The 22,274-nt window shown below is 68.6% G+C and carries 22 protein-coding genes; 13 read left to right on the top strand and 9 right to left on the bottom strand.

Translation table 11 applies throughout. From position 1 onward, the window contains the following. Positions 1-99 precede the first annotated feature (99 nt). Positions 100-399: an alkylphosphonate utilization protein gene (locus OXS49_RS25555; RefSeq protein ID WP_267427468.1), complete on the top strand. Its 300-nt coding sequence runs from the start codon at positions 100-102 to the stop codon at positions 397-399. A gap of 148 nt (positions 400-547) precedes the next feature. Here the strand turns inward: OXS49_RS25555 and OXS49_RS25550 are convergent, their stop codons facing one another. The 3 genes from OXS49_RS25550 to OXS49_RS25540 form a co-directional block, all read right to left on the bottom strand. Beyond that, entirely contained in the window at positions 548-748 is a 201-nt protein-coding gene (locus OXS49_RS25550; protein ID WP_244002009.1) for a hypothetical protein, read from the bottom strand. Positions 749-816: 68 nt separating this feature from the next. Then, positions 817-2,136, bottom strand: a complete 1,320-nt coding sequence (locus OXS49_RS25545; protein WP_244002007.1) for an MFS transporter — start codon at positions 2,134-2,136, stop codon at positions 817-819. Between the two features lie 118 nt (positions 2,137-2,254). Next, entirely contained in the window at positions 2,255-2,815 is a 561-nt protein-coding gene (locus OXS49_RS25540) for a cupin domain-containing protein (protein ID WP_267427465.1), read from the bottom strand. A 167-nt stretch (positions 2,816-2,982) separates the two neighbouring features. Between OXS49_RS25540 and OXS49_RS25535 the strand changes: the two genes are divergently transcribed. Beyond that, a complete protein-coding gene (locus tag OXS49_RS25535; protein ID WP_244002002.1) occupies positions 2,983-4,317 on the top strand; it encodes an aspartate aminotransferase family protein in 1,335 nt (444 codons plus the stop codon). Positions 4,318-4,556: 239 nt separating this feature from the next. Next, complete coding sequence (locus tag OXS49_RS25530) at positions 4,557-5,618, top strand: SDR family oxidoreductase (protein WP_267427462.1); 1,062 nt, start codon at positions 4,557-4,559, stop codon at positions 5,616-5,618. Positions 5,619-5,720: 102 nt separating this feature from the next. On the opposite strand, the gene OXS49_RS25525 is transcribed toward OXS49_RS25530, so the two are convergent. Next, positions 5,721-7,013 (bottom strand): ArgE/DapE family deacylase, encoded by a 1,293-nt coding sequence (locus OXS49_RS25525; RefSeq protein WP_267427460.1) that lies wholly within the window; start codon positions 7,011-7,013, stop codon positions 5,721-5,723. Between the two features lie 323 nt (positions 7,014-7,336). On the opposite strand from OXS49_RS25525, the gene OXS49_RS25520 reads away from it, so the two are divergent. The 3 genes from OXS49_RS25520 to OXS49_RS25510 all read left to right on the top strand — a co-directional run bounded on the left by OXS49_RS25520 (position 7,337) and on the right by OXS49_RS25510 (position 9,396). After that, the gene (locus OXS49_RS25520; protein ID WP_267427459.1) at positions 7,337-7,966 is read left to right on the top strand and encodes a L,D-transpeptidase; all 630 of its coding nucleotides are present in this window, start codon (positions 7,337-7,339) and stop codon (positions 7,964-7,966) included. Between the two features lie 402 nt (positions 7,967-8,368). Then, positions 8,369-8,854: an SRPBCC family protein gene (locus OXS49_RS25515; RefSeq protein WP_243919873.1), complete on the top strand. Its 486-nt coding sequence runs from the start codon at positions 8,369-8,371 to the stop codon at positions 8,852-8,854. A 197-nt stretch (positions 8,855-9,051) separates the two neighbouring features. After that, positions 9,052-9,396, top strand: coding sequence for a hypothetical protein (locus OXS49_RS25510; protein WP_244001994.1), 345 nt, complete (start codon positions 9,052-9,054; stop codon positions 9,394-9,396). Between the two features lie 150 nt (positions 9,397-9,546). Here OXS49_RS25510 and fdhE read toward each other — a convergent pair whose 3' ends face one another. The 5 genes from fdhE to OXS49_RS25485 all read right to left on the bottom strand — a co-directional run bounded on the left by fdhE (position 9,547) and on the right by OXS49_RS25485 (position 16,086). Continuing rightward, positions 9,547-10,530 (bottom strand): formate dehydrogenase accessory protein FdhE, encoded by a 984-nt coding sequence (fdhE, locus tag OXS49_RS25505; RefSeq protein ID WP_267427457.1) that lies wholly within the window; start codon positions 10,528-10,530, stop codon positions 9,547-9,549. Between the two features lie 3 nt (positions 10,531-10,533). Beyond that, positions 10,534-11,256: a formate dehydrogenase subunit gamma gene (locus OXS49_RS25500; protein ID WP_267427455.1), complete on the bottom strand. Its 723-nt coding sequence runs from the start codon at positions 11,254-11,256 to the stop codon at positions 10,534-10,536. A 294-nt stretch (positions 11,257-11,550) separates the two neighbouring features. Beyond that, positions 11,551-12,486 carry a formate dehydrogenase subunit beta gene (gene fdxH / locus OXS49_RS25495; protein ID WP_244001987.1) on the bottom strand — a complete coding sequence of 312 codons (936 nt, stop codon included), beginning with the start codon at positions 12,484-12,486 and terminating at the stop codon, positions 11,551-11,553. Between the two features lie 13 nt (positions 12,487-12,499). Then, the gene (gene fdnG, locus OXS49_RS25490) at positions 12,500-15,580 is read right to left on the bottom strand and encodes a formate dehydrogenase-N subunit alpha (protein WP_267427453.1); all 3,081 of its coding nucleotides are present in this window, start codon (positions 15,578-15,580) and stop codon (positions 12,500-12,502) included. A gap of 164 nt (positions 15,581-15,744) precedes the next feature. Beyond that, positions 15,745-16,086 carry a hypothetical protein gene (locus OXS49_RS25485; RefSeq protein WP_244001982.1) on the bottom strand — a complete coding sequence of 114 codons (342 nt, stop codon included), beginning with the start codon at positions 16,084-16,086 and terminating at the stop codon, positions 15,745-15,747. A gap of 193 nt (positions 16,087-16,279) precedes the next feature. On the opposite strand from OXS49_RS25485, the gene OXS49_RS25480 reads away from it, so the two are divergent. From OXS49_RS25480 to OXS49_RS25450, 7 genes are all read left to right on the top strand, one after another. Then, the gene (locus OXS49_RS25480) at positions 16,280-16,465 is read left to right on the top strand and encodes a hypothetical protein (protein WP_244001980.1); all 186 of its coding nucleotides are present in this window, start codon (positions 16,280-16,282) and stop codon (positions 16,463-16,465) included. Positions 16,466-16,829: 364 nt separating this feature from the next. Continuing rightward, positions 16,830-17,867, top strand: a complete 1,038-nt coding sequence (locus tag OXS49_RS25475) for a sulfate ABC transporter substrate-binding protein (RefSeq protein WP_244001978.1) — start codon at positions 16,830-16,832, stop codon at positions 17,865-17,867. Positions 17,868-17,879: 12 nt separating this feature from the next. Then, on the top strand, positions 17,880-18,734 hold the full coding sequence (gene cysT, locus OXS49_RS25470; RefSeq protein ID WP_267427451.1) for a sulfate ABC transporter permease subunit CysT: 855 nt from the start codon (positions 17,880-17,882) through the stop codon (positions 18,732-18,734). Positions 18,735-18,759: 25 nt separating this feature from the next. Beyond that, positions 18,760-19,608: a sulfate ABC transporter permease subunit CysW gene (gene cysW / locus OXS49_RS25465; protein ID WP_267427470.1), complete on the top strand. Its 849-nt coding sequence runs from the start codon at positions 18,760-18,762 to the stop codon at positions 19,606-19,608. Next, complete coding sequence (gene cysA, locus OXS49_RS25460; RefSeq protein WP_267427449.1) at positions 19,580-20,662, top strand: sulfate ABC transporter ATP-binding protein; 1,083 nt, start codon at positions 19,580-19,582, stop codon at positions 20,660-20,662. Before cysW ends, cysA begins: the two co-directional genes overlap by 29 nt. Before the next feature lie 140 nt (positions 20,663-20,802). Continuing rightward, positions 20,803-21,852 carry a cysteine synthase A gene (locus OXS49_RS25455; protein WP_267427447.1) on the top strand — a complete coding sequence of 350 codons (1,050 nt, stop codon included), beginning with the start codon at positions 20,803-20,805 and terminating at the stop codon, positions 21,850-21,852. A 121-nt stretch (positions 21,853-21,973) separates the two neighbouring features. After that, positions 21,974-22,129 carry a hypothetical protein gene (locus OXS49_RS25450; RefSeq protein WP_007563230.1) on the top strand — a complete coding sequence of 52 codons (156 nt, stop codon included), beginning with the start codon at positions 21,974-21,976 and terminating at the stop codon, positions 22,127-22,129. Positions 22,130-22,274 lie beyond the last annotated feature (145 nt).

Raw genomic sequence — 22,274 nt, 5'->3', positions numbered from 1 at the left:
CCCGCCGAATCAATGATCGGTTCGGTGTGGCGGGATGCGCGGATGCGGGCCTGAGAGATCCTGACGGACCCGGCCCGATCCGAACCGGGGGTTTGGGATTTGACGGGCGACGACGAGACTTACGTGTACGACGAGGCCACCGGCGAGTGGCTCCCACCCGGTCAGGCAGCCGCGGCGCCGGCTCGGGCCGAGGTCCGCGATGCGGCCGGCAACGTCCTCGCCGATGGCGATTCGGTCACGCTCACCAAGGACCTGAAGGTCAAGGGCGCGAACCAGACTCTCAAGCAGGGCACGGTCATCCGGTCGATCCGCCTCACGGACGATCCCGATGAGATCGACTGCCGCCACGACACCATCAAGGGCTTGGTCCTGCGCACGGAGTTCGTGCGCAAGCGCTGATCCCAGCTGGGCGAACTGCCATACGCGCTGGCCAGGGCGGTGTTGACCCGGTCTCCGTTCTGGACCCGCAAAAGGTCTCGACCTTTCGAAGCCACGACTCGATCGGTCCGCGCGGCGGAAAATCCGGTGCTCCGGGTCGGGCAGGCTCTCAGACCCGCAGGTCGACGCTCAGGCCCTGGCCGGGGGGCGCTGGCGGCGCGGCACTCGCCGCGCTCTGGGCGCCCTCCGCCACGAGGCCGGCCACGGCCTTGTCGGCCGCGAGCTGCTGCCGGGCGAGTGCCACGCCGATCTGCTGGTTCTGGGCCGCGCCCAGCATCTGGACGGCGGATGCGACGGAGACGGGATCCATGCGGTGGAGGCTAGACCGCTCGCCTGAATCCGAGGTTACGCGGATCGACGGCTTTCGATCGATCCGCCTCAGTCGTCGAGAAAGCCGCGCTGGCGCGCCCGGTAGCCGCCGATCAGCGTCACGCAGATGAAGGACACGCCCGCCAGCACCGTGCCGAACACGGCGATCGGCCACCAATGGCCCTGGAAGCGCTCGGCCAGCACGGTGCCGACGATCGGCGTCAGGCCGCCGGCCAGCGCGCCGCAGAACTGGTAGGCCATGGAGATCGCCGTATAGCGCACCCGGGTCGGGAAGGCGCCCGCGAGGTAGCCCGCGATCACCGCGTAGAAGGTCGCGCTGCCGATCACGTTCAGCGCGAGGCCCACCACGATCAGCGGCACCGATTTGGTCTCGACCAGCCAGAACAGCGGATAGGGCGCCAGCATCGCCCAGATCAGCGTGCCCTGCAGGAACAGGCGCTCGTTGCGGATGAGTTCGGCGATCCGGGCGCCCACCGGGGTCATGATCAACTGCACCACGGCGGCGATCAGCAGGGCGTCGAGGATCGTCGCCCGGGCGATGCCGAGATACTGCGTGGTGAAGGCGATCATGAAGGTGTTGAACAGGTAGACCGAGGCGATCGCGAAGGTGTTGGCGCCGGCGGCCAGCAGCACCGGCTTGAGGCAGGTCGTCAGCACCTCGCGCACGGGGGCCGGCGGCGGGCCACCGGCGGCCCGGGCCTTCTCGAAGGCCGGCGATTCCGCGACGCCGAGGCGAATCGCGAGCCCGACCGCGAGCAGCAGGATGCTGACGAGGAACGGCACCCGCCAGCCCCAGGCCAGGAAACTCTCCTTGTCGAGCAGGCCCGCGAGCCGGAAGGCCAGCAGCGACAGGATCTGCCCGGCGGGGCTGCCGAGCTGCGCGAAGGAGGCGAAGAAGGTGTTGCGCCCGGCCGGCGCGTGCTCGGCGGCCATCAGCACCGCCCCGCCCCACTCGCCGCCGACCGCGAGCCCCTGGATCAGCCGCAGGACGACCAGCATCACCGGTGCCCACAGGCCGACCGATGCGTAGGTCGGCAGCAGGCCGATCCCCGAGGTGGCGATGCCCATCATCACCAGCGTCGCCACGAGCGCCCGCTTGCGCCCGAACCGGTCGCCCAGATGCCCGAAGATCAGGCCGCCCAGCGGCCGCGCCAGGAACCCGACCGCGAAGGTGCCGAAGGCCGAGAGCGTGGCGATGTAGGGCGATTCCGCCGTGAAGAAGAGCGGCCCGAACACCAGGGCCGCCGCCGTGCCGTAGATGAAGAAGTCGTACCACTCGATCGTGGTGCCCACGAACGCCGCCAGCGCCGCCCGGGCGGACTGGTTCGTTCCGGATCCGGCGGCCGGGGCGGCGGTGGTGACGGCCATCGATCCTCGCGCAGCATGATGAATTCAGACGACACCCTGCATGCGCCCGTCTGCCGGGCGACCGCAACGTCTGCACGCGACAGGACGGGTGTTTCATCCGGACCCGTGGGACGCCGCCTCAGAAACTCGGCGGCGTGCAGGCGCTCACCACCTCGCAGGGGATCGGGCCCACGCAGCGGAAGCGGTGCGGCCGCCGGCTGTCGAAGCTGTAGGCGTCGCCGGGGCCGAGGATCCGGCGCTCGGCATCCACCGTGACCTCCAGCCGGCCGGAGAGCACGATGCCGCCCTCCTCGCCCTCGTGGGAGAGCGGCACCCGGCCGGTATCGGCGCCGGGCTCGTAGCGCTCCCTCAGGATCTGGAGCTTGCGCCCGAACAGGCTGTCGCCGACCTGACGGTACGAGATCGCCCCCTTGGCGGCCCGACGGCCGATCTCAGTGAGCTCCTCGGCGGCGAAGAACGCCTTGCGCTCGGGCTCCGGCTCCAGGGCGAAGAATTCGGCCATGCCGATCGGCACCCCGTCGAGGATCCGCTTGAGGGCGCCCACCGAGGGGTTCACCCGGTTGGCCTCGATCAACGAGATCGCGGAATTCGTCACCCCGGCCCGCTTGGCCAGCGTCCGCTGCGACAGGCCGTGGCGGGCACGCACGAAGCGGAGGCGCGCGCCGACATCGATGCTCATCCGGCTTAGGCCCGTTTCAGGTGTTGCGGATTCCGCAACGGTGCCACCCGCGGCCCCGTTCCTGCAAGGGGTTGGCGGCGACCAGAAAAGGACTTGTTGTCCGATCGGCGAAGGTGTCCCCTGGTCTCGTTGCCCGATCCGCGCCGCCTGCCCCGGAGAGCCGCCCCATGACCGACCATCCGCTCCGCAACACGCCCGCGATGGACGCCTTCTGGATGCCGTTCACGGCCAACCGCCAGTTCAAGGCGGCGCCGCGCCTGCTCGTCTCCGCGGAAGGCATGCACTACACCGCCGATGACGGCCGCAGGATCCTCGACGGTTCCGCAGGCCTCTGGTGCGTCAATGCCGGCCACGGGCGGCGGGGCATCGCGTCGGCCGTGGAGCGCCAGCTCGCGACGCTCGATTTCGCCCCGACCTTCCAGATGGGCCACCCCATCGCCTTCGAGTTCGCCGAGCGCCTCGCCGAGATCGCCCCGGGCGGCCCCGATCAGCGCCTCGACCGGGTGTTCTTCACCAATTCCGGCTCGGAATCGGTCGACACCGCCCTGAAGATCGCGCTCGCCTATCAGCGGGCGATCGGCCAGGGCACCCGCACCCGGCTTGTCGGCCGCGAGCGCGGCTATCACGGCGTCGGCTTCGGCGGGTTGTCGGTGGGCGGCATCGTGTCGAATCGGCGGGTCTTCCCGCAGCTCAACGGCACCGACCACCTGCGCCACACCCACGACCCGGCCCGCAACGCCTTCGTGAAGGGCCAGCCCGAGCACGGGGCGGAGCTCGCCGAGGATCTGGAGCGGCTGGTGGCCCTCCACGGGGCCGAGACCATCGCGGCCTGCATCGTCGAGCCGGTGGCGGGCTCGACCGGCGTGCTGGTGCCGCCGAAGGGCTATCTGGAGCGCCTGCGCGAGATCTGCACCAAGCACGGCATCCTGCTGATCTTCGACGAGGTCATTTCCGGGTTTGGCCGCCTGGGCGCGCCCTTCGCGACGGATTTCTTCGGCGTCGTCCCGGACCTGGTGACCAGTGCCAAGGGTCTGACCAACGGCACGGTGCCGATGGGCGCGGTGTTCGCGAGTCGGGCGGTGCATGACGGGCTGATGAACGGTCCGGACGGGATCGAGCTGTTCCACGGCTACACCTATTCCGGGCACCCGATCGCCTGCGCGGCCGGGATCGCGACGCTGGACATCTACCGGGAGGAGGGTCTGCTCACCCGCGTCGCCGACATCGCCGACGATTGGGCCGCGGCGATCCACGACCTGCGCGGGCGCAAGAACGTCGTCGACATCCGCACGATCGGGCTGGTCGCCGGCGTCGAACTGGCGCCGCGACCGGATGCGCCGGGCAAGCGCGCCTACGAGGTGTTCGTGGATTGCTTCGAGCGCGGCCTGCTGACCCGGATCACGGGCGATATCCTCGCCCTGTCACCGCCGCTGATCATCGAGCGCGGCCAGATCGGCGAAATCGTCGACATCCTCGGCGCGGCGATCGACCGGGCCGCCTGAAGCTTTTGATCTGGGTTTCCAAAGGGCTCGCCCTTTGGTGGGTTGTCAGGGCGGAGCCCTGACCGTCTCGGGCGAAGCCCGACGCCAGGGCTCCGCCCTGGACCCGCGAAAGGTCTCGACCTTTCGAAACCCGCACTCGAGCCCTGCGCATGGGTGCCGCCCTACAGCGTGGGGTTGTTGCGACACCGCCCGTGCCCATCTGCCCGAGACCCGGATTTGTGCCGGGCACGAGGCTTTGCATGTCGAACACCGCCCTGATCGTCGGCGCCAGCGGGATCGTCGGCAGCGCCACCGCGGCGCTGCTCACCCGAGAGGGCTGGCGGGTTGCCGGCCTCGCGCGCAACCCGGTGGCCCAGGCGGGCGTCGAGCCGGTGGCCGGCGACCTGCAGGATCCGGCCTCGCTGGAGCGAGCGCTCGCCGAACTCGCACCGACCCACGTGTTTCTGGCGACCTGGCAGCGGCGGCCCACCGAGGCGGAGATGATCCGCGTCAACCGGGCCATGATCGAGAACGTCCTCGATGCGCTGCGCCCGAAGAAGAGCATCCGTCACGTCGCCCTGGTGACCGGGCTGAAGCACTATCTCGGCCCGTTCGAGGCCTACGGCAAAGGCACCCTGCCGCAGACGCCGTTCCGCGAGGACCAGGGTCGCCTCGACATCGAGAATTTCTACTACGCGCAGGAGGATGCGGTGTTCGCGGCCAGCGCGCGCGACGGCTTCGCCTGGAGCGTCCACCGCCCCCACACGATCATCGGCAAGGCGGTCGGCAATGCCATGAACATGGGCACGACGCTCGCCTGCTACGCCACCCTGTGCCGGGAGCTGGGGCGCCCGTTCATCTTCCCGGGCTCGGCCGCGCAGTGGAACGGCCTCACCGACATGACCGACGCGCGGCTGCTCGCCCGTCAGCTGCTCTGGGCCTCCACCGAGCCCAAGGCCGCCAACGAGGCGTTCAACGTCGTCGATGGCGACGTCTTCCGCTGGAGCTGGATGTGGGGGCGGATCGCCGCCTGGTTCGGGATCGAGGCGGTGGCGTTCGACGGCACGCACCGGCCGCTTGAGCCCCGGATGGCGCAGGACGGTCCGGCCTGGGCGGAGATCGCGCAGCGCTACGGACTGGCCGAGCCGAACCTCGAAAAACTCGCTTCCCCCTGGCACACGGACGCCGATCTCGGCCGGCCGATCGAGGTCGTGACCGACATGAGCAAGAGCCGCCGCCTCGGCTTCACGGCCTACCAGCCGACCGACGACGCGTTCTACGACCTGTTCGCCGAACTCCGCGCGGACCGGTTGGTCCCCTGAGGCACCACGAGCGGGATATCCGCGCCTCGGTGCCCTTCGAGCGCGACATGCCCCTCTCCCGCACGGGAGAAGGGGCCCGCGCTGAGCCCCGGCCGGTCCACGTTACCCGGCCTTGCGCTCCGTCCCGCACCACTCGGCCACGAACAGCGCCATGGTGGTCGTGATTCGTTTCACCGAGGCGAGGCTCACCCGCTCGTCGAAGCCGTGGATGTTCTGGGACGTCGGGCCGTAGCACAGCGCCGGCACCCGGTCGTAGAGGGCGTGGACCCGGGTATCGAGGTAGCCTGCCGTCATGAAGCTCTGGAGCGGTGACCCGATCGCCCGCTCGTGCGCGCGGCCGAGCACCGCCTCGGCCGCGGAGCCCTCTTCCAGAACGTAGCCCTCCGCGAAGAAGCCGTTGAACACCACCCGTGGCGGGCTGTTGGCTAGGAACGGGTCGGTGCGGGAGAAGCTCGCAACGGCGGCCTCGATCTCGGCGGCGGCCTGCGCGGCGGTCACGCCCGGATAGAGCGCGACCCGGCAATGGATCCGGCACCAGGCCGGGACCGAGGAGGCCCAGTCGCCGCCCTCGATCTTGCCGATGTTGAGGTTGATCGGGTGCTCCTCGGCCTCGAAATGCGGGTGCGACGCCTTCTCGGCGTTCCAGCGGGCCTCGACGGCGCGCAGCGCCCCGATCACCCGGTAGGTCGCGTCGATGGCGTTGGCACCCGCCCCCATCTCGCGGACGTGGACCGGCACGCCCCGGACCTCCACGGTGAACCAGAGGACGCCGGTATTGGCGCGCACCAGCTTCTCGTCCTCCGGCTCGGGGATCAGCACGGCGTCGGCCCGGTAGCCGCGCAGATGGGTCATCAGGGCACCGTTGCCGGTGGATTCCTCCTCGACCACCGACTGGACCGTCACGGAAGCTGCCGGCTGCAGGCCGAGCCGGGCCAGGGCATCGAGGGCGAACAGGTTGGCGGCGTGGCCGGCCTTCATGTCGCCGGCGCCGCGCCCGTACAGCCAGTCGCCTTGGATCACCGGATCGAACGGCCGATGGCTCCAGAGGTCGAGGGGACCCGGCGGCACCACGTCGACATGCGCCTGGAGGATCAGGGAACGACCCGTCTCGGTGCTCGGCCGGTGGTGGCAGACCACGATCGGCGCGTCCGAATGGAGCGCGGCGTCGATCTTCGAGCCGCCCGGATGGGCCGCGATGGCGTCCCGGTCCATGGCGAAGCGCTCGGTGGCGTAGCCGCGGGCACGGAACTGATCGAACACGTAATCCTGGCAGGCATGCTCTTCGCCCCGCAGGGAGGCGAACCGGACCAGCGCCTGCGTGTGGGCGACCTGATCGGCAAACCCCTCCGCCACGGAGGCTTCGATCTCGGCGGCGAGGGCGGGGTCGAGGGCCATGGGAACTCCGAACCGGTTTCAGAGCGCTCGCCGCCGAAATGGACGCCGGTTCGGCGCAGGAGAGCGCGGCCAAGCAAACACTGAGAGCGGATCGCAACGCGATCGGCTCCCAGCCGGAGGAGGCGCCCGGGCCCGGGCCGCTGTCAACCGGCCGGTCGGCAACAGCACGGTTCGTGCCGGACCGCCCGAACCCGGATCAAGGCGGCGCCGGGCCGGCACTCAGCACAGCGTGACTGCGCAGGGTTGGGGCCCGCCGGAACCTTGGCGTTGCCAAAGGCTTAGCGTGTCGGCAAACCGTCGCGGTTTTCCGGTCGGAGTCTCGCATGCGTATCGGTCTGGTCTCGGTTCTGTCCGCCCTGCTCCTGTGGGCCACCGTCCCGGCGTCGGCCGCCGCGGACGTGCTGATCAACGTCGACAAGAGCGCCCAGCGCATGGAGGTCACGGTCGACGGGCAGCCCCGCTATTCCTGGCCCGTCTCCACCGGCGTCGAGAGCCACGACACCCCCTCGGGATCCTATCGTCCCTTCCGGATGGAGCGCACGCACTTCTCGAAGGAGTGGGACGACGCGCCCATGCCCTTCGCGATGTTCTTCACCAACCAGGGCCACGCCATCCACGGCACCAACCATGTCCGCAACCTCGGGCGGGCGGCCTCGCATGGCTGCGTGCGCCTGTCGGTGCGCAACGCCGCGACCCTGTTCACCTTGGTCAAGGCCGAGGGTATGGGCCGGACCCGGGTGGTGATCGACGGGATGGATGCCCCGGTGGCGGAGGGCCGGTCGCGCGGCACACGCGTCGCCCGGAACCCCTATGGGACGGACGACCCGCTGGCGGATGGCGACCAGATGGGCCGCCGCTCGCTGCCTGCCTATTACCGCCCCGTCGCCCCGCCCGCCTACGCTCCGGCCACGGGCTACGGTTACCCCGCCCAGGCCGACGACGACAGTTGGTAGGCCGAGCATCGCCCGGCTGATCGGCGCGACCCCGAGCCCCTAGGCCCGCCAGCGCCGCCAGATCGACGGCGGCCGCGCCCGGACCGTGGGCGACGGCGTCATTCTGGGCGACATCGCGGCCAGGACGGTCGTGGTCTATCTGGCGGGGCGCTTCCCCGAACGCGACGGGTGGGCCCGCCACCCGAACCTCGGCCGGTTGAGCGACCGAACGGAGGCATGTCCCTCCGTCCGAGGCTCCATGCCGTATGCGCAGACGATCAGCGATCGGGTCGTCTGAACCCGAAGGCCGGGTTCCGATGCCCTGCCCCATTGCCGCCGGGGCGATCCAGGCTTAGCTCCCCGGCGGCCCCAGAGCCCGCGCGGCGCCTGCCGCGACCTGAGACGGATGGAGACACCCCCGAGATGCCTTTCGCTTTCTGCCGGTCCCTTCCCCTCGCCGCCCTGGCGCTCGCCGCGGCCACCGTGCCGGGCTACGCCCTGGATGTGACGCGCACGGCCGACATCGCCGCGCCGCCGGCCAAGGTCTGGCAGACGATCGGTGAGTTCTGCGGCATCGGTGACTGGCACCCGGCCATCGAGAAATGCGCCCTGTCCGATCAGGATGGCATGAAGGTCCGCACGCTGAGCCTGAAAGGCGGCGGCACCATCAAGGAGGAGCAGGTCTCCCGGGACGACAAGGTGATGAGCTACACCTACACGATCCTGGAGAGCCCGCTTCCGGTCGCCGACTACAAGTCGACCCTCTCGGTCGCCCCCGAGGGCTCCGGCTCGAAGGTGACGTGGACCGGGACGTTCAACGCCAAGGGCGCCCCCGACACGGTCGCAGTCGACGCGATCCAGGGCATCTACGATTCCGGCCTGAAGGCGCTCGCCGACAAGGCAAAGTAGGCGCTCACGATTCGGCGCGCGCTGTTGAACCGAACCGCTCGCAGCGCGCGCCAAACCATTTCAATGACAGCGGAATCCCACAGTTCCGGTGCCCAACGTCCCGCGTCGCGCGCCAGCATGGCGTGTCGTGGTGGCGATTGACCCACTGCCAAGCTCGGCCCAAAACCCTGGCGGCGCTGCCTCCGCGCCCCAACAGGATGATCGCCGTGCCCGCGTCCCGTCTCCCGATGCGCCTCAGCCTCGCCGCCCTTGCCGTCGCGGCGCTGGCGGCTTGCCAGCAGCGTACCACCCCGGCGGTCATGGAACCCTCGCCCGTCATCCCGGCCCCAATGGCCCTGCCCACCGGCAGTGGCTGCGGTCCCGAGATCGCGCGCACCAAGGCGATCGTCGACAGCGACGTGGCCACCGGCAACCTCAACAAGCCCGTGGGCGACCGCTTCAACGCCGACCTTTCGCAGGCCGCGGCAGAATGCTCGGCCGGTAAGTCGGGCGAAGCCCTGCACCTCCTGGCCGCCGCCAAGAGCCGGTACGGCTACCGCTGAGCAGGCAGCGGCAGGTTCCCCGGCCGCCCCTGTCCCTATGAGCGTAGGGAAGCAAACCGGTCGGTGCCACGACGCCCGAGGTCGCGCTGCCTCGGGTCACGTCGCTTCGCTCACGACGACGCGGACCGAACCGTTCGGCCGGACTCGGTCTTAGATCACGAACAGCAGGTTCAGCCCGGCCCGCCGGAACCCTTCCTCGGCGATCTTCAGATCGAGCCCGTAGGACGCGATGTCGTCCGCCACCGGGTCGAGCCGCGGGGCTCGATGCTGGTGCAGATGCTTGATGTAGCTGTGGCAAGTCGTGCAGGTCTCGACCTGGACATCCTTCGAGACCTCGTCGAGCCCGTAATAATTGATGTTCTCGCCGTCGCCGCAGGCGGTGCAGCGGATCCGGACGTGGTTCCAGTAGGTGCCGCAGAGCGAGCAGCTGAGATACCGGGCCTTGTCGGCCGGGGTCCAGGCGACGACGACGCTCGCCACCGGCGCGCCGCCGCAGCACGGGCAGACGCCGTCCGCAACCGGCTTCAGGATCTTGGGATCGAGGGCGGCCGCCTGCTCGGCGAGGCGGACCTGCAGCGCCGCGGAGACCAACACGCATTCCGCGATCCGATCGACCGGCAGCGCACCCTCGAAGACCTGCAGCACCAGATCGAGGCGATCCTCCCGGGATGCGGCGCGCAGGCTCTCCCGGGCCGCGGCGGAAGCCTCGGGCGCGGTCGTGAGATCCAGGGCGTCGAGCAGCGCCAGCAGGCACGCGTCGAGGCCCGGATCGGCCTCCAGTCCGTGCCGCGACAGCGGCGGCATCCCGTGCTCGCTGCGCAGCGCCAGATCGGCGCCGTCCGGCGGCGGCGGGAGCGCCACCTTGGCCTGGATCGCCGCCTGGGCGCGGGCGACTTCTGCCACGAACCGGAGATAGGCCTCCAGCGGGTGCCCGGGGGCGGCCTCGTCCAGGCGCGCCGCACGGTCGGCGAACAGGGTCGTGGGGTCGGGCAGGCGGACGAACGGGACCGAGCCGGAAATCCCGATCTTGTCGGGATCGGGCTTCAGCTCGTTGAAGTCCCGGCGGCGGGGTTTTGGCGCCTCCGCGGGTGTCGGGGTCTTGTCCGCGGATTTCCGCTTGAAGAAATTGGCCACCACTCAGGATCCGCGCTTGTCCACCGAGCCGTGGCGGGCCTTGCCGCCGGCGATCTGCCGGAACCACTTGCGGTGATGCCGGTAGGCCCAGCCGCCCGTGACCGTGCCGCGGACCATCGCCCGGCCAGTGCCGCGCACCCAGATGCCGGCGTAGATGTGGACCACGATGATCGCGATGGCGATCACGGCGGCGAGCGAGTGGGCGAGCAGCGCCCAGCGCTGGGTCTCGATGGAGGTCAATCCGCCGAAATAGGTGTTCCAGATCACCAGCCCGGTGACGAACATCACGCCGATCAGCGCGGTCTGGCCCCAGAACACGCCCTTCTGGCCGGCATTGTACTTGCCGAGTTCGGGCAACCGGTCCTCGCGGTTGGTGACCACGTCGCCGATCTTCATCGACCACGCGACATCGTCCTTGTTGGGGATGTTGAGCTTCCAGAAGCGCACGAACAGGAAGAAGAAGCTCACCGCCAGCGCCACGCCGAACCACGGGTGGATCGCCCGGGTCGCCTGCCCGCCGCCGAACAGGCCGGTCAGCGAGAACAGGTAGGGCGTGAACATCGCCAGCCCGGAGAGGGTCAGTACGGTGAACAAGATCGCGGTGATCCAGTGGTTCACGCGCTGCACCCCCGTATAGCGCGGGACGTACAGCACCTCCGGCGCCGCGGACTTGGCGTGGTGCAGGGGGCGGGACTCGCCGTCCCGGATATCGTTCTGGATCGTCATCGGCCTTCTCGCGCCTGATGCGGTGCCGGCTCCGCGTGGCGGCTCTGGAATTCAAAGATAGGGTGGGACGGCTGCGCCGTCTCCATCCTGTCGCTATCGGATCCGCGCGCTCCCTCCCCCCTCTGCGAGGGAGGGTGGCCCCTGCGGAGCAGGGGTCGGGAGAGGGGAACCCAGGTTCAGAAGAGGGCGCGCGGCCTGCAAGACGGGCACACCCCATCCTGCTCCGTCGCTCCCCTCTCCCGACCCCCTTCGGGGGCCACCCTCCCCCGCAGAGGGGGGAGGGAGACCGTTGTGCTAGTGCGGCCGGGCCTCATCGCCGCCGGTCTCCCGGCGCTTGGCCTCGTCGTACTCGACCGCCTCTTCCTCTTCCTCCGGCACGACCTCGTTCGGGCCGGCCGTCACATAGTGGAAGAAGCCCGCAACCGCCGCAAAGCCCATCGCGGCAAGACCGAACACCTTGGCGCCGCCCTTCCAGAAGGCCACCAGCGGCGAGATCTTCGGGTCGTTCGGCAGGCCGGCGTAGAGGCTCGGCTGATCGGCATGGTGCAGCACGTACATGACGTGCGTGCCGCCGACGCCGGCCGGATCGTAGAGGCCGGCCTGCGCGAAGCCGCGCGACTTCAGGTCGACGACCCGGGTCTCGGCCTGCTCGATCATCGCCTGCTTGGTGCCGAACATGATCGAACCGGTCGGGCACGCCTTGGCGCAGGCCGGAGCCTGACCCACCGCCACCCGGTCCGAGCACAGGGTACACTTGTACGCCTTGTGGTCGGTCTGGCTGATGCGCGGGATGTTGAACGGGCAGCCCTTCACGCAGTAGCCGCAGCCGATGCAGTTTTCCTCGATGAAGTCGACGATGCCGTTGGAATACTGCACGATCGCGCCCGGCGACGGGCACGCCTTCAGGCAGCCCGGCTCGGTGCAGTGCATGCAGCCATCCTTGCGGATCAGCCACTCGAGGTTGTTGGTCTCCGGGTTCTCGTACTCGGTAAACCGCATCAGGGTCCACGACTTCGGCGTGAGGTCGTGGGGGTTCTGATAGCTGCCGGTGTTCACGCCGATGTCGTCGCGCAGGTCATTCCACTCCTCGCAGGCCGATTGGCAGGCTTTGCAGCCGATGCACTTCGACACGTCGATGAGCTTGGCGACCTCCACCTGGCGGCGGATCTCCGGCGGCGTCTCCGTGGAGGCGGAGCGCTGGCGGATGTCGAGGGAGCTGTAGTCGGCCATGATTCAGCTCCCCTTACGCGACCGCATCCGACGGGGGCGTGGTCGGCTCGATGTTCACGAGCCAGGCCTTGAACTCCGGCGTCTCGGTGTTGGCATCGCCCACGACCGGCGTCAGCGAGTTCGGATGCCATCCTTTCTTGGTGTGGCCCATGAAGCCCCAGTGCTGCGGGATACCGACGACGTGGACGGGCTTGCCGTCGCAGATCAGCGGCTTGATCCGCTTGGTCACCATGGCCTTGGCCTTGAGCGAGCCACGCTTCGACCAGACGCGGACCCAGCCGCCCCGGGCGATGCCCTTCTCCTTGGCGAGCTCCTCCGAGATCTCCACGAAGGCCTCCGGCTGGAGGATCGCGTTGATCCGGGCGTGCTTGGTCCAGCCGTGGAAATGCTCGGTCAGCCGGTAGCTCGTCGCCGCGTAGGGGAACTCCTCCGCGGTGCCGAGATCGGCCAGGTCGTCCTTGAAGATCCGGGACGCGGGCGCGCCCTTGATCTTTGGGAACGGGATGTTGGCCATCGGGGACTCGAAGGGCTCGTAATGCGTCGGGAACGGCCCGTCGCGCATGAGACCCCGGGTCCACAGGCGGGCGACGCCCTCCTGGTTCAGGATGAACGGCCCGACGCCCTTATCGGGAGCGACGGTGACGCCATAATCCGGCACGTCGAAGCCGATCCACTGCTTGCCGTTCCACTCGATGAGCTTCTTCTTCTCCGACCACGGACGCCCCTCGGGGTCGCACGAGGCGCGGTTGTAGAGCACGCGCCGGTTGGCCGGCCACGCGAAGGCCCAGTTCGGGGCGATGCCGCGGTCGCCGGGATCGGTGTTGTCCCGGCGGGCCATGGTGTTGCCCTTCTCGGTGTAGCAGCCCGAGTAGATCCAGCACCCACAGGCGGTCGTCCCGTCGTCCTTGAGCTGGGCGAAGCCGTCGACCTGCTTGCCCGCCGGGATGATCGTCCCGTTGAGGTCCGGGGTCGGCGCCACCGTGTAGCCGTTGAGCTCGCGGGCGAGCTCCGATGGCGTCGGCGACTCGGCGATCGCGTAGTCCCACTTCAGGTTGACGATCGCATCCGGGAAGGCACCGCCGTCCTTTTTGTAGGCCGCCTTCACGCGAAGGAAGATCTCCGACATGATCTCGATATCCGAGCGGCACTCGCCCGGCGGCTCCTGCGCCTGCCAGTGCCATTGCAGCCAGCGGCTGGAGTTCGAGAGGGAGCCTTCCTCCTCCACGAACAGGGTGGTCGGCAGCTCGAACACCTCGGTCTGGATCTGGGTCGGATCGACGTCGTTGTACTCGCCGTGGTTCTCCCAGAACCGGGCTGTCTCGGTCTTGAGCGGATCCATCACCACGATGAACTTCATCTTGGAGAAGGCTTCCGTCATCTTGGCGCGGTTCGGGAACGACAGCAGGGGGTTGAAGCCCTGGATGACGTAGCCGGTCATCTTGCCCTGCTTGGCGAGCTCGAACCCACGCAGCACGTCGTAGGTCGGCACGTCGAGCTTGGGCAGGTAGTCGTAGGCCCAGTCGTTGTCCTTGGTGGCGTAATCGCCCCACATCGCTTTCTGGAACGAGACGAAGAACTTGTTGTAGTTCTGCCAATAGCTCGTCTGCCCCGGACGCAGCGGCTTGAACTGCCGCTTCGCGCTGTAGCTCGCGTAGGTCGGCTCCTTCTCCACCGGGATGTTCAGATAGCCCGGGATGAGGTTCGACATCAGCCCGATATCGGTCAGCCCCTGGATGTTGGAGTGGCCGCGCAGCGCCTGCATGCCGCCGCCGAGCACGCCGATATTGCCGAGCAGCGTCTGCACGATGCACATCGAGCGGATGTTCTGCGAGCCCTTCGAGTGGTGCGTCCAGCCGAGCGCATAGAGCGAGGCCATCGACTTCTCGGGAGAAGCCGTGGTCGCCATCAGCTCGCAGACCTTCAGGAAGGTCTCCTTGGGCGAGCCGCAGATCCGCTCGACCATCTCGGGCGTGTAGATCGCGATGTGCTTCTTCAGGAGCTGCATCACGCAGCGCGGGTGCTGCATCGTCTCGTCGACCACGGCGTAGCCGTCGGGTCCGATCTCGTAATCCCAGGTGGTCTTGTCGTAGTCGCGCTTGTCCGCGTCGTAGCCCGTGAACAGGCCTTCGCTGAAGTCGTAGCCCTCGCGGACCACGTACCCGGCGTTGGTGTAGGCGGAAACGTAGCGGTGCTGCAGCTTGTCGTTGTCGAGCAAGTACTTGGCCACGCCCGACAGGAAGGCGATGTCGGTCCCCTGCCGGATCGGGCAGTAGAGATCGGCCACCGACGCCGTGCGGGTGAAGCGCGGATCGACGACGATCAGCTTGGCATTGTTATGGGCTTTCGCCTCGACGACCCATTTGAAGCCGCAGGGGTGCGCCTCGGCGGCATTGCCGCCCATCACGGTGATCACGTCCGCGTGCTTGATGTCCATCCAGAGGTTGGTCATCGCACCGCGTCCGAAGGAGGGCGCCAAACTGGCGACCGACGGACCGTGTCAAACCCTGGCCTGGTTATCGAAGACCAAGGCCCCCATGCTGCGGACGGTCTTGTAGGTGAGCCACGCCGTCTCGTTCGTGGTGGCCGATGCCCCGAGGAAGCCCATCGTGGTCCAGCGGTTGACCGTGAGGTCCCCGTTCTTGGCCACGAAGTTCTTGTCCCGGTCCTCCTTCAGGAGGGCCGCGATCCGGTCGAGGGCGAAATCCCACGAGACCCGCTTGAACTCCGACGTGCCCGGGGCACGGTGCAGCGGGTACTTGGTGCGGGTCTCGGCATGCACGAAATCGAGCAGCGCCGAACCCTTCGGGCAGAGCGTGCCGCGGTTGACCGGATGATCCGGGTCACCCTCGATATGCATCACCGAGGAGCGTGCGTTCTTCGACCGGTCGCCCAGGCTGTACAGGATGACGCCGCAGGCCACCGAGCAGTACGGGCAGGTGTTGCGGGTCTCGCGCATCTGCGCGAGCTTGAAGGGCCGCACTGCGGCGGCCATGGCGGGCTCGAGTCCGCCGAATCCGAGTGCGCCCAGCGAACCGCCCGCGAGACCGGCGCCGGCCCCCTTGAGCAGGCCACGCCTTGAGACCTGGACCGTCATCTCCGCTCCATAAAGCGACTTGGTATAATTCCAGGGTGTCCCAAAAAAGCGTGCACGAGGCAAGTGCGGTTGCGTGACACAGACGTGACACGGCTCGAGTTGTGTTGCGGGCGACGCAGTACGTCCGCCTGAGCCGTTATCATCCTCTTAGGAAATGCGCTTTTTTACTTGCTCGGAACAGAGGGATTCGTGCCCGACGGGCTCGCCGTCCGGTGCTCGAGGGGCGCTTGCGGCTCCGTGGCCGCGGTGCCGCCGGGATCCGCCTTGGGGACCGGGCGGTCAGCGTTTTCCTTGATCGACTGGCCGCCGGGATTCGGCGCGTCTTTGGCGGCGGATTCCTCCCGGGGAACGGGGGCTTGGCTCCAGCCGTCCTGAGCGCTCCGGGACTTGTCGCCCATGGCGTCCACGCCCTTGATCTCACCGGGCTTCGTTTGGGCAAGACAGGGAGATCCGGCGAGGGCCGCGCCGAGGAACACCAACGTCGTCAGGGAGATCGGACGGGACACGAGGAGGCTCCGGGCAGCTTGGTTGTCTCAACGGCGGGGAACGTATCCCCCGGGGCGCCAGTTCCGGCCTGCGACAGCGCCTGCACAAACGCCGCGCCCACCCAGGGCGGGCCTGTCCAAGACGAGAGGCAGTGACGGGTCCTTAACCAAGCTTTGCCAGTCTGTTGCAGAGCCACCGTGGGGATGTCCGATCATGTCGAAGCCGCATCCCGAGCGTCCGGCTCCGGTGGAGGCCACGGCCGACGTGCCGCCCCTGGCCCCTGGAATCCGCCGCCATCTCGGCCGGACTCTGCGTTCGCAATACGCGGATTCGCTGGCGGCGCCGGTGAGTGAGCGCCTGGAAGCGCTCATCGCGCAACTCGTGAAGCCGAAGGATTGACGGAGACGCGACCGATCACGGTTCGCTTCCTGTCGGCTGGGCGTCGCAGCAGCATCCCGCATCACGACAGGATCCCGCAATTCGATGTGCGCCAAAGCACATCAGATCGTTCTTTCTGCGAAACTGCCGGAGACGCTTTGATTCTTCCCCGCATCCTGCGAGCGGGAGAAGATCCATGCGTTCCGCCCCCGTAGCGTGCTGCGGATGCTTGCCTTCTCGCCATTTCCGTCGATCTTGCGCTGGCCGACGGGCCCAGCAAGACAATGCTCGTGGCTTGACATCGTTCGATAAAAAGAACGATTTCGTGTGTTCCCGGGGGGTTGTTCCCCTGTGGCGCGATGCGACTGGCCGGGGATCGGACGTGATGAAGAACGTGGTGGGTCGAGGGCACGCCGTCCGGGCGATCGGGCTTTCCCTGCTGGCCGGCGCCGGCCTCTGGGCCGGCGTGGTGCAGGCCTCCGCCGAAACGGCACTCCTGAACGTTTCCTACGATCCGACCCGGGAACTCTACCGGGAGATCAACGCCGTCTTCGCCGAGGACTGGAAGGCCAAGACCGGCGAGGCGATCACGGTCCGGGCCTCGCACGGTGGCTCAGGGGCGCAGGCGCGCACGGTGATCGACGGGGTCGACGCCGACGTGGTCACCCTCGGCATCCCGTCCGACATCGACGCCATCGCCAAGCTGACCCACAAGATCCCGGACGATTGGCGCAGCAAGCTGCCCAACACGGCAACGCCCTACACCTCGACGGTGGTGTTCCTCGTCCGAAAGGGCAATCCGAAGGGGGTCAAGGACTGGGCCGACCTCGTGAAGCCCGACGTCAAGGTGATCACCCCGAACCCGAAGACCTCCGCGGGCGGGCGCTGGAACTTCCTGGCGGCCTGGGGCTACGCCTACAATCAGGACAAGGATGCCGCCAAGGCCGATGCCTTCGTGGGTCAGGTCTACAAGAACGTGCCGGTGCTCGACACCGGCGCCCGCGGCTCGACCGTGACCTTCGCGCAGCGCGGTCTCGGCGACGTGCTGCCGACCTGGGAGAACGAGGCCTATCTGGTCCTTCAGGAATTCGGCGCCGACAAGTTCGATATCGTTTCGCCGCCGACCTCGATCTACGCCGAGCCGCCGGTGGCCCTCGTGGCCGCCAATGCCGAGCGTAAGGGCACGACGAAGGCCGCGCAGGCCTATCTCGATTTCCTCTACACCGACCGCGCCCAGGCGATCTTCGCCAAGCACCATTACCGGCCGATCAAGCGGGAGGCGGCGGCACCGGCCGACCTCGCGCAGCTGCCCGAGATCAAGCTGTTCAAGATCGAGGATCTGCAGGGCTCCTGGGACGAGATCCAGAAGCGGAACTTCGACGCCGGCGGCCTGTTCGACCGGTTGAGCCGCGCCGGCCGCTGAGGCTCCAGGATCATGGTCGAGACGCCCCGCCCCCGATGGACCTTCCGTCGACCGAGCGTGATTCCGGGCTTCGGGATCAGCTTCGGCTACACGCTGACCTGTCTCGGCCTGATCGTGCTGCTGCCGCTGGCCGGTCTGGTGGTAAAGGCCTCGGGGCTCGGTCTGTCCGGCATCTGGAATGTCGCCACCGATCCGCGGGTGGCGAGCGCCCTGCGGATCAGCTTCGGCGTCTCGGCAGTCGCGGCGCTGGTGGCCTCCACGTTCGGCTTCCTGGTGGCCTGGGTGCTGACCCGCTATCGGTTCCCGGGGCGTAAGCTCGTCGATGCGGCCGTCGATCTGCCCTTCGCGCTGCCGACCGCGGTGGCCGGCATCGCGCTGGCCTCGCTCTACGCGCCGGACGGGCTGCTCGGCGCACCGTTGGCCCGGCTCGGCATCCAGGCGGCCTACACGCCGGTCGGCATCTTCATCGCCATGGTGTTCATCGGCCTGCCCTTCGCGGTGCGGACCGTGCAGCCGCTGATCGCCGAGATCGACAAGGAGATCGAGGAGGCCTCCGCGACCCTGGGCGCCACGCGCCTCGCGACTCTGACCAAGGTGGTGCTGCCGCCGCTGATCCCGGCGGTGCTGACCGGCTTCGCCCTGGCCTTCGCCCGGGGGGTCGGCGAGTACGGCTCGATCATCTTCATCGCCGGCAACCTGCCCTACGTGTCGGAGATCGCGCCGTTGCTGATCGTGATCAAGCTCTCCGAGTTCGACTACGGCGGCGCGGCGGCCATCGCGACGATCATGCTCGGGATCTCGTTCCTGACGCTGCTCGCCATCAACCTCATCCAGGCCTGGTCACGGCGGCGGTTCGGCTATGTCTGAGATTTTCTCCCCGATCTCCGTGCCGATGGCCAAGCCGGCCCAGGCCGCCTCCGAGGGGGCCATCACCCGCGGGGTGCTGATTGGCATCGCGGTCACCTTCCTGGCGCTGTTCCTGGTGCTGCCGCTGTTCGCGGTGTTCACCCAGGCCCTCTCGAAGGGCATCGCCGCCTTCCTGGATGCCTTCCGGGAGCCCGACGCCTGGAGCGCGATCCGCCTGACACTCACCGTGGCGGCGATCGCTGTGCCGTTCAACGTGGTGTTCGGGCTGGCGGCTTCCTGGGCGATCGCCAAGTTCGAGTTCCCCGGCAAGGCGCTGCTGATCACCCTGATCGACCTGCCGTTCTCGGTCTCGCCGGTGGTCTCCGGTCTGATCTACGTGCTGCTGTTCGGCTCCCAGGGCCTGTTCGGCACCTGGCTGATCGATCACGGCATCCAGATCCTGTTCGCGCTGCCCGGCATCGTGCTGGCGACGGTGTTCGTGACCTTCCCGTTCGTCGCCCGGGAGCTGATCCCGCTGATGCAGGAGCAGGGCACCGCCGAGGAGGAGGCGGCGCTGACGCTCGGCGCCTCGGGCCTCCACGTGTTCCGCACGGTGACGCTGCCCAATATCCGCTGGGGCCTGCTCTATAGCGTGCTCCTCTGCAATGCCCGGGCGATGGGCGAATTCGGAGCGGTTTCGGTGGTGTCGGGCCACATCCGCGGCCTGACCAACACCATCCCACTCCACGTGGAGATCCTCTACAATGAGTACAACTTCGTCGCCGCATTCGCCGTCGCTTCGCTCCTTGCCGTCCTTGCCCTCATCACCCTCGTCCTCAAATCCGTCCTCGAATGGCGTTTCGCCGGTGAGCTCGCGCACGGCCGGGCACACTGACAGCCCCTCGGATCGCCCCTCCACGGCGATCCGGATCGAGGCCGTCTCGAAGACCTTCGACACGGCTGCGGTGCTGCACGACCTCTCCCTCGACGTGCGGGCGGGGGAGCTGATCGGTCTGCTGGGGCCCTCGGGCTCGGGCAAGACGACGCTGTTGCGGATCATCGCCGGGCTCGACGCGCCGGACCGGGGCCGGATCCTGTTCGGCGACGACGACGCCACCGGCCTCGCCGTGCAGGAGCGGGCGGTGGGCTTCGTGTTCCAGCACTACGCCCTGTTCAAGCACATGAGCGTGGCCGACAACATCGCCTACGGGCTGAACGCGCGGCGGCGCGCCGACCGGCCGGCCAAGGCCGAGATCAAGCGCCGGGTCGGCGACCTCCTCGACCTGATCCGGCTCTCGGGCTTCGGCGATCGCTACCCGTCGCAGCTCTCGGGCGGCCAGCGCCAGCGCGTCGCCCTCGCCCGGGCGCTCGCCGTCGAGCCGCGGGTGCTGCTGCTCGACGAGCCCTTCGGCGCGCTGGACGCCCAAGTCCGAAAGGATCTGCGCCGCTGGCTGCGCGAGATCCATGACCGCACCGGTCAGACCACGATCTTCGTCACCCACGACCAGGATGAGGCGCTGGAACTGTCCGACCGGGTGGCGGTGCTCGATCGCGGCCGCCTGGAGCAGGTCGGCACGCCGGACGAGGTGCAGGAGAACCCGGCCTCCGCCACGGTGATGAAGTTCCTGGGCGATTCCGTCGAGGTCGAGGCGATCGCCGAGGGCGGCCGGGTGCTGGTGCGCGGCCGGGAGACGCCCGTCGTCGCGCCGGCCGGCATTATCGGCCCGGTGAAGCTCTATGTCCGGCCCTGGCAGCTGCAGCTCGCCGAGCCCGAATCCGCGCACCTGTCCGGCACGGTGCGCAGCTCGTACCGGACGCAAGGCCGCCAGCGGATCGAGGTGGTGGATACGGAGGGTCGCGTGTTCGCCGTGGAGGATTTCGATGGCGTCCGCCACCCGGCCGGGCACCCGGTCGGCCTGCGGATCAACGGCGGGCACGTGTTCGGGTGAGACTTGCTAGCCTCCGTGCAGCCTCTCAAGCGGACTCGTACATCGAGGCGAACGCTTCGTCCGCTCGGATCTTCGAGGGGTCAAAGATTTTTTTCGCGGAATTGGCGGCCATTTTCGCGAAATCTGCTTAGGCTTTCCCAATGACCGCACCGAGTCGCGTACCTGCCCCCGATGTCCTCGCCGCCATCGGCCAGACACCGCTGATCCGCCTGCGCCGGGCCTCGGAGGAGACCGGCTGCGCCATCTACGGCAAGGCCGAGTTCCTGAATCCCGGCCTGTCGGTGAAGGACCGTGCGGCGCTCTCGATCGTGCAGGACGCCGAGGCGAAGGGCCTGATCCGGCCGGGCGGCACCATCGTGGAGGGCACCGCCGGCAATACCGGCATCGGTCTCGCCCTGGTGGCCTCGGTGCGCGGTTACCGGACGCTGATCGTCATCCCGGTCACCCAGTCCGAGGAGAAGAAGCAGACCCTGCGGCTCGCGGGCGCGCGCCTCGTCGAGGTGCCGGCCGTGCCGTTCGCCAACCCGAACAACTACGTCCACGTGGCCCGGCGGCTTGCCGAAAAACTCGCCGCCACGGAGCCGGCGGGCGCCTTCTTCGCCGACCAGTTCGACAACGTCGCCAACCGGCAGGCGCATGTGGACGGCACCGGCCCCGAGATCTGGGCGCAGACCGGCGGCCGGGTCGACGGCTTCGTCTGCGCGGCCGGGACCGGCGGCACGCTGGCCGGCACCGCCGAGGCCCTGCGCGCCCGCAATCCGCAGGTCAAGATCGCGCTCTCGGACCCGGAGGGCTCGGCGCTCTACGCGCACTACACGACCGGCACCCTGAAGGCCGAGGGCTCCTCGATCACCGAGGGGATCGGCCAGGGGCGGATCACCAGGAACCTCGACGGCTTCACCCCGGATCACGCCTTCCGCATCCCGGACCGCGAGGCCCTCGACATCGTGTTCGGGCTGATGCGGGAGGAGGGGCTGTCGCTCGGCGGCTCGTCGGGGATCAACGTCGCCGGGGCGATCCGGCTGGCCCGGGAACTCGGGCCCGGCCACACCATCGTGACGATCCTGTGCGACGGGGCGGCGCGCTACGCCTCGAAGCTGTTCAACCCGGCCTTCCTCACCGCGCGCAACCTGCCCGTGCCGGGCTGGCTCGGCGCCCCGCAGGATCCGCTGCCGGACTGGCACGCCTGAGGCCTAAGGCCTCATCCGTATTTTTCTCACAAAAGCTGGGGCGGCGATTGAACGGAACGGATTGTCGCAGCGTTTGAACGGTCACGCTCGCACCAGCGCGACCGTTCGGAGTTCTCGCCAGATGTCCCTTGTTACCATCCTCCTTATCATCCTGATCATCCTGGCCTTCGGCGGCGGCGGCTTCCTCGGCGGCGGCGCCTATCGCGGTCCGGGCTTCGGCCTCGGCGGCATCCTGCTGATCGTGCTGATCGTCCTGCTGGTCACCGGCCGGCTCTAAGCCACGGCGTCGTTCCCGGCCGCCTCGTGGCCGGGAACGACCTCAGATCCCGGTTTCGAAAGCTCGAGACCTTTTGCGGGTCCTGGGCAGAGCCCAAGTCGCTCTCTCGAGCCCTGCTCTGAGCACCCGCGGCACCTAAGCAGAT

Source organism: Methylobacterium sp. GC_Met_2 (genome assembly GCF_026540795.1).
GTDB lineage: Bacteria > Pseudomonadota > Alphaproteobacteria > Rhizobiales > Beijerinckiaceae > Methylobacterium.
Note: the sequence above shows the minus strand (reverse complement) of the source record. Positions and strands in the feature narration are given on the sequence as shown.

Coding starts and splice junctions, on each gene's coding strand:
- OXS49_RS25550 (WP_244002009.1), bottom strand. CDS start 748: ATGGATCCCGTCTCCGTCGCATCCGCCGTCCAGATGCTGGGCGCGGCC.
- OXS49_RS25520 (WP_267427459.1), top strand. CDS start 7,337: ATGCGTATCGGTCTGGTCTCGGTTCTGTCCGCCCTGCTCCTGTGGGCC.
- OXS49_RS25545 (WP_244002007.1), bottom strand. CDS start 2,136: ATGGCCGTCACCACCGCCGCCCCGGCCGCCGGATCCGGAACGAACCAG.
- OXS49_RS25480 (WP_244001980.1), top strand. CDS start 16,280: ATGTCGAAGCCGCATCCCGAGCGTCCGGCTCCGGTGGAGGCCACGGCC.
- cysT (WP_267427451.1), top strand. CDS start 17,880: ATGGTCGAGACGCCCCGCCCCCGATGGACCTTCCGTCGACCGAGCGTG.
- OXS49_RS25500 (WP_267427455.1), bottom strand. CDS start 11,256: ATGACGATCCAGAACGATATCCGGGACGGCGAGTCCCGCCCCCTGCAC.
- OXS49_RS25455 (WP_267427447.1), top strand. CDS start 20,803: ATGACCGCACCGAGTCGCGTACCTGCCCCCGATGTCCTCGCCGCCATC.
- OXS49_RS25450 (WP_007563230.1), top strand. CDS start 21,974: ATGTCCCTTGTTACCATCCTCCTTATCATCCTGATCATCCTGGCCTTC.
- OXS49_RS25515 (WP_243919873.1), top strand. CDS start 8,369: ATGCCTTTCGCTTTCTGCCGGTCCCTTCCCCTCGCCGCCCTGGCGCTC.
- OXS49_RS25535 (WP_244002002.1), top strand. CDS start 2,983: ATGACCGACCATCCGCTCCGCAACACGCCCGCGATGGACGCCTTCTGG.
- OXS49_RS25530 (WP_267427462.1), top strand. CDS start 4,557: ATGTCGAACACCGCCCTGATCGTCGGCGCCAGCGGGATCGTCGGCAGC.
- OXS49_RS25525 (WP_267427460.1), bottom strand. CDS start 7,013: ATGGCCCTCGACCCCGCCCTCGCCGCCGAGATCGAAGCCTCCGTGGCG.
- fdxH (WP_244001987.1), bottom strand. CDS start 12,486: ATGGCCGACTACAGCTCCCTCGACATCCGCCAGCGCTCCGCCTCCACG.
- OXS49_RS25510 (WP_244001994.1), top strand. CDS start 9,052: ATGATCGCCGTGCCCGCGTCCCGTCTCCCGATGCGCCTCAGCCTCGCC.
- OXS49_RS25540 (WP_267427465.1), bottom strand. CDS start 2,815: ATGAGCATCGATGTCGGCGCGCGCCTCCGCTTCGTGCGTGCCCGCCAC.
- OXS49_RS25475 (WP_244001978.1), top strand. CDS start 16,830: ATGAAGAACGTGGTGGGTCGAGGGCACGCCGTCCGGGCGATCGGGCTT.
- cysW (WP_267427470.1), top strand. CDS start 18,760: ATGGCCAAGCCGGCCCAGGCCGCCTCCGAGGGGGCCATCACCCGCGGG.